Origin of the sequence: Pseudomonas sp. DSP3-2-3 (assembly GCF_049898225.1) — a bacterium.
GTDB lineage: Bacteria > Pseudomonadota > Gammaproteobacteria > Pseudomonadales > Pseudomonadaceae > Aquipseudomonas.
On the sequence record NZ_JAFCXH010000061.1, the window covers coordinates 1 to 8,769 of the forward strand.

Genomic DNA, 8,769 nt, shown 5'->3' on the forward strand with positions numbered 1-8,769 from the left:
GGACTTCAGACTAACAATGCAAACCTGCGTCGCTGCGCTCCGACTGCCCGGCCGGATGAGCGTGGAACGGGTGGCCGGATGTTGGTGGACTGGGTGGCCAGATGGCGTGGAATGCGCAGGCAGCAGATTTGTGGTTCGCACACTGGGCACCAGGCCGGGGGGAGAAGGGTGCAAAAATGATTTGGGGGCGTCTCGTGCGAAACGTATTCCCACAACTAGGCAAGCGTCCAATCGCCGACATTCCGGCATCGGCTTTTCGTGACGTAGCCAAAAGTGTTGAGGGGAGGGCGCCGACGGTCGCGCGTCAGATGTTGCAGTACTGCAGCCAAATTATGCGACATGCAGTGGCACACGATCTTGCTGAGCGTAATCCAGTAGCGGATCTGCAAGCTGGGGATGTGCTGCGTGTTCACAAAACTCGAAATCATGCCAGGGTCGACGCCAAAGACTTGCCCGCTTTGTTGCATGCGCTTGATCACTACGGGGGTGATGAGTCAACACGGCTTGCGTTCCGTCTGTTAAGCCTGACGTTCGTCCGTACAGGTGAGCTAGTAGAAGCGACTTGGCAGGAATTCGATCTAGATAATGCCCGTTGGGATATCCCGGTTGCTCGAATGAAAATGGACACGCCACACGTTGTGCCATTGTCCCGACAATCTATCGAGGCCCTAAAGCGGCTCAAGCTCCTATCTTATGGTGGTGATTTTGTCTTCCCTGGTCGTGGGAGCCATAAGCGTTCAATGAGTAGGGCGACGATGCTGGTAGCTCTCAGAAGTATGGGATATGGCGGCAGAATGACGGGCCATGGGTTCCGGGGCGTTGCTTCAACAATTCTTCATGAGCAAGCATACCCGCATGATCAAATTGAACTCCAACTTGCGCATCAATCGCGGGGGAAAGTCAGTGCTGCTTACAATCACGCACTTTACTTAAAGCCGAGAGCAAAAATGATGCAGGAGTGGGCTGATTTTATTGACAAGGAAAGAAGCAGCTACAAACCCCCTCTGTAAGAAAATCACCAAGCCAGCCTCGCTCTATAGCGGGGCTTTTTATTGCGCAGGAAAACTATGACTCAAAATACTTTGATAAAACTTTCCCGAGTTCAGAGCAAAACCTCACTTGGCAAAACTTCGATTTACACCGACCCAACTTTTCCAAAACCGATCAGGACTGGTGCCCGTGCGGTGGCTTGGATTGAAAGTGAGGTGGATGAGTGGATAGCGTGCCGAATAGCCAAGAGTCGCGGCGAATGACGAGTGAAATGTCTAGTAGTAACGACGTGGTTCAGTCGTACCCTTTTTTCAGTCTTACCCGCGTCCGGCGCTGGGCACAACTGATGGCCCTGAGGGCACGACTGAGCCAGCTATCTCGCACCTCGATTTTTGATCCATTCCCAATCTTTCCTCTCTTGGCCAGCCTAATCCATAGGCACGAGTTGAGGGGAAGGGCACGAGTAGCGCTTGCGCCTAGTAATCAGCCGCTGTATCGTTCGGCTGTCGTTGCCAATTCAACGACCGGGTTTTGCCGCCCGATCAACAATAGACGCACCAGCGTCCATTTCCCGAAAACAGACGCTTTTTTTGTGCCTGATTTTTCGCGTTATGGTGGCTGTGCGTGGGACACCTTCGGGTGTGCCGGGTTCCTATTGTCCCGGTCGGCAAACCCGCGTACAGCTACCACCCTAATTCGTTTTGCCGCGAATCGTGGTAGCTCTTCAACAATGGGAGCTATACCAGTGAATCACACCCTTAATCCGTCCAGCATTTCGGTTGAGCTGCAGAAAGCTTACTGCACGCAGCTCCTGAAAGCGTTGCTGCGCTATTCGAACCAGTCTGAGCTAACTCGAGTAGTTGGTGCTATCGAATCCGAGATTGCTATTACGCTTTCTACACGATTCGTACCTGGTCTCAATGACGCAAGCTACGACGTCTACCGCCGTTTCTGGTTGAAAGGCGGCAACGTATGAATAACTGCCCCTCTAAAATCCGCGCAATTGCTCACCGCCGCATGGCCTTGAGTGCTCTCCGCGCAAACTCGTCCCTCTCTATTCGCTTGAAACGCTACAACCACCACATGAACCAAGCCCGCGCATTTGAAAGCGCAGGAGGTGTCCTGTGAAGACCAACGCAACTCTCAGAATCGGCCGAATTCAATACCGCCAACTTGCCGAGATGTCGAAGCGGGCAGGTTGCTGCCTGGAGCTGACGACAGTCGAAGAGCTCGGTGGAAATTGGGGTATGTACTGCCCTTTTGCCGATGCAGTTCATCCCGACGCATCCATGGACGATCCCCGCATAGAAGAGCGTGTGATCCTTCAATTGGCCACGACCGTGGATGCAGGTCAACTACGCAACACTCAACGCCCTGAGATCGATTGGTCACAGCTACATGATGATGAAATATATAGATTCGTTGTCGCGCATGAGATCGGTCACTTTATCGATAACCATTGCGGATTTGACATTTGGGCTATAAGCGACCCATTGGTTCAGCGGCGGTGCCAGCAGGTAATAGGGGCGGTGAATGAGGTTCTAGCTGACCGCTATGCGTGGAGCCAGATTCGCCCAGGTGAGACAGTCCCGCTGTGCGAAACTGGCAAGCGGCTTCAAGACTCCATCGCGGAATCAATGCTGCTCTTGAATAAGTACGTCCCGCGAACTCGGCGCATTCCTCGTTCATTGCCCGCTGGCCAATATTCATATGTCCCGCGTTCGATGTTGATGACGGATACCAATGTCTCTTATGTAGGGACGAAAGTCTCTTCAGATTTGATTAACTGCGCGCGCAACCGTCGTCGTGTCTATCGCCGCGATACTCGCGTAAGGGGGTAGCCATGAAAATTCAAAACGGTGCATTTGCGCCGACGGGATCGGCCTTCCGGCGTTATGCGTAATGTCGAGAAAAACCAAGGGCAATATGAGGGTCAAAGCCCCTCCGTTCGCGATGATGCCCAAGGCTATGATCCAGTCGCCAGGGTATCGCGCGCTTAGCTTCGTCGCTCGTGCTGTGTTGGTCGAGCTACTGGCTCAGTACAACGGCGAGAATAACGGCGATCTCGCAGCGACACGGACCATGGCGAAGGAATGGGGGATAGGCTCTGCGCACACGCTGCAGCGAGCGCTTGAGGATTTAGTTGGCTCGGGCTGGTTAATGCAGTCCAGAAGTAGTTTGTTTTCCAAACATGGGGCTCGATGCGCGTTATATGCAATTGCCTGGATGCCAATTGACGAGTGCCCAGACAAAGGACTTGAGATCGCACCAACACGTGCACCGCCGAGGCCTTTGCCTACGCTCGTAAATTCGATTTCATCCGGTGCAGAAAATGCACATGTAACGGTGCAGAAAGTGCACACGTAGGAATCTGTGAGGGCCATTTTCCTGGGGCTGAAGGTAGCTTCGTGTGCATGAACTGCACCGTAATAGCGTTTCTTCCGGTGCAGAAACTGCACACCCTTATATATATCTACCAACCAAGTTCCTGATTGACGCAATAAACGGAGTGCATTTCGAGCGTTAGCGGGATGCGGTTTCTATCTACAGCAGATGCATCAACGATGAAAACTCACGAGTTCATCGTGCGGCATCGGCTTGCCCAAAAAGGGTGAACGGATATGGAAAACAGCCACGATTCACAGCTGATTGTTGTTACGGCAGAGGTGCTTTGGGGGCAGGCCAGGGAAAAGGCTGCGAGCCAGTGTAATGAGCGGCCCGCAGTAGGTGCGTTGAGGCTTCTGCTCTCCTCTAGGCCCATGAGCGGCAAAACAGCCAAGCAACTGATGGCGGCTCAGGGGTTCAGTCCGAAACAAATACGAGCAGCTCGTGAAAGTTTGGACGTGCACATGACTCGCTCGGGGTTTGGTGTGGCATCGGTGGTGTGGTGGTCGACGTCTACCCAAGTGGTTGACCCCGTAAATCCACCAGTTGTGCCCCAGCTTATTCAGTCGTGCCCTCCAGTGATACCGGGCACGACTGACCAAGGGCATGACTGGGAACACGATGTGGAGGACCTGTAATGGGGGCCATTGATTATTTGCTTGAAAGAGGCTTTACCGCCAGAAAGCAAGGCATGCGCGTGCGCATTTCTCCCGCATCCAAGCTGACAGAGGACATACGCAAATACGTCAAGGCTAACCGCCTGGCCCTACTTGCTGAGCTGGCTGCAAATGACGGCGTAGAGCGTTGTTGTCACTGGCAAGTCATGCGGGGTGGGAAACGACTCTGCACGATGATTGGCGAACCCATCACCCGAGCCGAGGCGCTGGAGATCATCCACTGGCGCTGGCCGAACGCCGAGCTTGGATAGATCGCGCTCACGCCTAGCTGATGGCGCGTATCGGCTCCATCCCCCACTGGGGGCTGAGGCGGGGTGAATAGATGCCCCAAGATTTGGGCGCATCTATTCACCCTCTAACTGGGGCCAGTGTTCCACCGCTGGTGGGATAGCGGCCGGGCTTTTACGGACTGCTCGTGAAACCCAATGTTGGCTGACCGCTAACGCCTCCACCGTTACCTGGCCGTTAGCGGAGATGTACTCAGATTTGAGCGCATCTCGGCCGAGGTGTCATTCGACGGAACGACACCCGCCGCTGGCGGAAGTTAAACCCATTCGATGCGTCCAGATTTGGACGCACCCAGAGGCAGGCACCATGAACACGCTACACGTCACTGTTACCGATGCCGAGATCCGCAAACAGGCTAGCGGCACTGTGCGCGAACTGCGCGACCCTCGGTTCCCTGAACTGAGGTTTCGTTACTCCACCGCCAGTCGTGCCAAGGGTGCCTGGCACGTCGTGGTGCGCGGCAAGTGGGGCAAGGCCGGTAACTATCCCGGTATCAATGCCAAGCTGATGCAAGCCACCTTGCCTGCCATCCTTGCGCGGCGGGCGATCGATCCGCAGGCGGCCTCGACGGAGAATGCCTGGGCGACCACGGGCGATCTGCTGCACTGGTACACCGACCGGATGTTGCGGGACCGCAGCCTTTCCGCCAAGCGTAAGGCCGGGGCGAAATCCGCGCTGACCTGCCACCTGGTGCCGAGGCTGGCCAACCTGCCGCTGGCTGACTTCGACAAGGCATCATTGGATAGCCTGCTGATGTGGCCACTGCAGGAGCGCTACAAGCTGTCGTATGTGCGCCTGGTCTACAGCGTGTTGGCGGCGGCGATGCGCCAAGCCCACCGCTTGGGACTGCTGCGCCTCAATCCCATGGCGGGCCTCAAGTACAGCGACTTCGTGTCAGCGCGCATCAAGCCCAAGCCCTCTCGGCTGCGCAGCGATGATCTGCCGGACGTGCTGGCCAAGCTGGCTGCCCAGTTCGGTACACGACCTGCCGACGCCATGTTGCCCTTGATGATGCTGTGCCATGGGACGCGCCTGGGCGAAACCCGAGCGGCCTTGTGGCGCAACATCAACCTGACCACACGCCTGTGGTTTATCCCCGCCGCAGACACCAAGACCAAGGCCGAACACACCCTGCCGCTGACCGAGCAGACCTGCGCGCTGCTGAGGCGCTATCAGGCCCGTCAGCAGGCGAGCGGCTATCAGGGTGCCTACGTGTTTCCCGGCACCAGGCGCGGGGCCATGAGTGCCACCACCGCCACGCTGGTGTTCTCCACGCTGAGTGATCACCAGTGGAGCAGCCATGATTTGCGCAAGGTGGCCCGCACCGCCTGGATGGACCTGGGGATCGATTACCTGGTGGGCGAGATGCTGGTGAACCACGCGCTGAAGAACATGGACGCCACCTACATCCACACCACCGCCGAGACCTTGAAGCGTCAGGCGCTGGAGAAGTGGCACGCCCGGTTAGATCAAGACGGGCTAAGCCTCATCGGCAGCGAGACAGCGCCGGGACAAAGCGTTTCGAGAAATCCGCTACAGGCCACGGCACACAAGGCTCCCAGCCCAATCGAGATTCCACTACAGAGGAGTACGTTTAACCATGAGTGAGATCGAACAGGAGATCACTGATCGTCTTGCCGCTGTGGGTGTGACGCCGTTGATTGGTGGGTTGGTGCCGGAGTTCGCCGCCGCTGACCTGCTGGGATACGCGCCCAGCTACCTGCGTCGCCTGGCTGCTGATGGCCTGGCCCCCATCCCGTTTGTGCGCCGGGGGAATCGGCGCTTCTACAAAATCGTCGACATTGCGCGATTCGCGACCAATACCGCCGCTTAACGTCGGAGTTAACCGCAGACGGGGATTGGCGTGCGCGCATAACGTAGTCGGCATGAACTCACGCCATGCGCTGGGGGAATGCCACACCTCCTCATGCTGTGCGCTGTCGGGGTGCCCATAGACCGCAAATGGGATTACCCATGACGACTACTCACGATCAGCGCTGGAGCAAGCTCAAGGCTTCGCTCAACGCTAACCAAACTCCCCCGGATGGCCGCCAGGCAATGGCGACCATCACCCAAGAGATTACCGAAATGACCCAGGACGTGGATCAGCTGGTTACTGTGCTCAAAGCACACAAGGAAACCATTGAAGGCCAAGGCCAGAAGCAGACCGAATTCGGCGCTCGGCTGCATGAGCTGGAGCAGCGCGCCGTTGCGGGTGGCTTGAAGGCCGCTACAGGCAGCACTACCGGCGATGCCCATGCGATCAGCGCTGCGGTATGTGATGCCGAAGGCTTGACCGGCATCCGTGCTGGCCAGAAGTCGACCGGCCGTATCACGGTAGAGTCTGGTCTGCGCGCTGCGGTGACCAACCCTGACAAGGGCACCACTGGCTCGACCAGCTACCCAACCGCGCCGACTCGCGCACCTGGTATCCAGGGTATCCCTCAACCGCGGCTGAGCCTGCTGGATGTGTTGCCCATCGTGCCGGTCGAAGGCTCCACCTACGAGTACGTCCAGCTTGACGGTTACCTGAGTGGTGCCGCCTATCAGGCGAAAGAAGGCGACACCAAAGCCGAAGGCCAGCTGCCCACCAAGCTCTCTCGTGCAGAGATCGCCACCATCGCCACTTGGATCCCGGCAAGCCTTCAAGTGCTCAACGACAACTCCCAGCTTCAACAGCAGATCGGCCTGCTGATGAGTGTGGGTGTGCGGCAGAAGCTGGAACAGGAACTGCTAATCGGTGATGGTGGTGCAGGCGAGATCCTCGGCCTGATCGCACAAGCCACCACGGTAACGCCTGGGCTGACGGGTCGTCCTGTGGATCGTATCGGCCTGGCCCTGACTGACCTCAAAGCCGCCGGCTGGAATCCCAACGTGATCGTGATGAACCCGCGTGACTGGTTCGCTATCGAGAGCGAGCGCGCCGATACCGGTGATGGCCAGTACGTGATTGGTACGCCTCGTGACCCTGCACCACCAAGCCTTTGGGGTACGCCGGTCGTGGTGACCATGGGTATGCCGGAACTGGGCGCGCTGATCCTCGACACCAGCACCACCGCGCTACTCGACCGCCAAGAGGTCACGGTGGAAGCGAGCCGGATGGATGGGGATAACTTCAAACGCAATCTCGTCACCATCCTGGCCGAACTGCGCGCTGGCCTGGCGGTGTACGCACCCACATCGATGCGCCTGGTGCCCTTGACCATCACGCCATAACGATCAGCTAAAGGGGCGGCCTGTATCGGGTCGCCTCTTGAGGATATTCAGATGAGCTACATCAAACCCGAACCGCTGCCGAAGCCGATCCAACAGGCGCTTAACCAGATCGCGCACAGTCGTGCCTTGCTCTATCAGGCTGCATGCCGTGATCGTATCCGCAAAGAGATTGATGGCTTCCTTGCCCAGGGCATGAGTCACGAGCAGGCTATCGAGGCGCTGCGCACGAACCCGCCGACCATCGACCCTGGCTACTAGGATCGATCTGGTTCGCTCTCACAGCGTGCATCGGGGTAGGGCGGTGCGAAACCGTAGAGGCCTTCGTGCCGGACACCGCCCCCGACCGCACGTAGAGATTTTCTCCCTCGCTCAGGAAAAGTTAAATGGCGTTAACCGACAAAAAGCGCCGGTTTGCTGACGCTCTCTTGTCCGGAGCGAGCAAATCTCGGGCCGCCATCGATGCAGGCTACAGCGTGAGGACAGCGCCCCAGGCGGGCTCTAAGCTATCCAAGGACAAAGACGTGACCGGCTACCTACAGCGGCGCGGCGCACTCGATCCATCGCTACCGAAAGTTAAGTCCGAGGTTAAAAAAGTTAACTCCGACGAGGCCAAAATTCCCGAGGTGCTGGCGTTTGATACGCGTGCGCTGCTGGAGCGGATTGCGCGGGACAATGAAAAGCTCAACCCGGACCTGGCTGCAAAAATTGCGCTAGGCTTGATGCCTTATGACCACCCCAAGAAGGGCGAAGTCGGCAAGAAACAGGCGGCTGAAACCGCATCGCAGAAAGCTGCTAAAGGCAAGTTTGGCGCAGCTCCCACTCCACCCGTTCACTTGCGTTCGGTGAAATAGATGGTCGATGACGATAAGTCAGCGATGTCCCGCCAATTCAGCGATCCGCTGGATTTCCTGCTTGCGGTCATGAACGATCCAACCGCCGACGGCGGTGACCGGTTGGAAGCCGCCACAGTCCTAATGCCTTATTTCCACGAATCGCTCAATGATCCCGAGGATGATGAGCTGGACGAGTGAAAGCGCAGGGTGTGGTTGTTAGGATCGCCCCTTTCTATGATTGGCTATTCATAGGATAGCCCTACTGACCTTGCCCCTGAAAAACGTATCCCTTGCCAGGTGTCTCAATAGCCGCAAGGATACGACATGACTAAGTCCAAGACAGACCGCGTTAAATACACCCTCGAGTTCAAGCTTGAGGC

11 protein-coding genes are annotated in these 8,769 nt (G+C 57.2%); all 11 read left to right on the plus strand.

The features are described from left to right. Window positions 1-101 precede the first annotated feature (101 nt). The 11 genes from ACP7E4_RS30010 (at window position 102) to ACP7E4_RS30060 (ending at window position 8,587) form a co-directional block, all read left to right on the plus strand. The gene (locus tag ACP7E4_RS30010; RefSeq protein WP_426119849.1) at window positions 102-1,010 is read left to right on the plus strand and encodes a tyrosine-type recombinase/integrase; all 909 of its coding nucleotides are present in this window, start codon (window positions 102-104) and stop codon (window positions 1,008-1,010) included. A gap of 57 nt (window positions 1,011-1,067) precedes the next feature. After that, window positions 1,068-1,253, plus strand: coding sequence for a helix-turn-helix transcriptional regulator (locus ACP7E4_RS30015; protein ID WP_426119851.1), 186 nt, complete (start codon window positions 1,068-1,070; stop codon window positions 1,251-1,253). Window positions 1,254-1,735: 482 nt separating this feature from the next. Further along, on the plus strand, window positions 1,736-1,966 hold the full coding sequence (locus ACP7E4_RS30020; RefSeq protein ID WP_426119853.1) for a hypothetical protein: 231 nt from the start codon (window positions 1,736-1,738) through the stop codon (window positions 1,964-1,966). Window positions 1,967-2,114: 148 nt separating this feature from the next. Then, complete coding sequence (locus tag ACP7E4_RS30025; protein ID WP_426119855.1) at window positions 2,115-2,831, plus strand: ImmA/IrrE family metallo-endopeptidase; 717 nt, start codon at window positions 2,115-2,117, stop codon at window positions 2,829-2,831. A gap of 1,181 nt (window positions 2,832-4,012) precedes the next feature. Further along, window positions 4,013-4,303 (plus strand): hypothetical protein, encoded by a 291-nt coding sequence (locus ACP7E4_RS30030; RefSeq protein WP_426119856.1) that lies wholly within the window; start codon window positions 4,013-4,015, stop codon window positions 4,301-4,303. A gap of 343 nt (window positions 4,304-4,646) precedes the next feature. Next, window positions 4,647-5,948, plus strand: a complete 1,302-nt coding sequence (locus ACP7E4_RS30035; RefSeq protein WP_426119858.1) for a tyrosine-type recombinase/integrase — start codon at window positions 4,647-4,649, stop codon at window positions 5,946-5,948. After that, the gene (locus ACP7E4_RS30040) at window positions 5,941-6,174 is read left to right on the plus strand and encodes a DNA-binding protein (protein WP_426119860.1); all 234 of its coding nucleotides are present in this window, start codon (window positions 5,941-5,943) and stop codon (window positions 6,172-6,174) included. Before ACP7E4_RS30035 ends, ACP7E4_RS30040 begins: the two co-directional genes overlap by 8 nt. Before the next feature lie 140 nt (window positions 6,175-6,314). Continuing rightward, window positions 6,315-7,556 carry a phage major capsid protein gene (locus tag ACP7E4_RS30045; RefSeq protein WP_426119862.1) on the plus strand — a complete coding sequence of 414 codons (1,242 nt, stop codon included), beginning with the start codon at window positions 6,315-6,317 and terminating at the stop codon, window positions 7,554-7,556. A gap of 51 nt (window positions 7,557-7,607) precedes the next feature. Next, entirely contained in the window at window positions 7,608-7,814 is a 207-nt protein-coding gene (locus ACP7E4_RS30050; protein WP_426119863.1) for a hypothetical protein, read from the plus strand. Window positions 7,815-7,939: 125 nt separating this feature from the next. Further along, complete coding sequence (locus ACP7E4_RS30055; protein ID WP_426119865.1) at window positions 7,940-8,407, plus strand: terminase small subunit; 468 nt, start codon at window positions 7,940-7,942, stop codon at window positions 8,405-8,407. Continuing rightward, on the plus strand, window positions 8,408-8,587 hold the full coding sequence (locus tag ACP7E4_RS30060) for a hypothetical protein (protein ID WP_426119867.1): 180 nt from the start codon (window positions 8,408-8,410) through the stop codon (window positions 8,585-8,587). It abuts the gene before it with no gap. The last annotated feature ends 182 nt before the right edge of the window (window positions 8,588-8,769 follow it).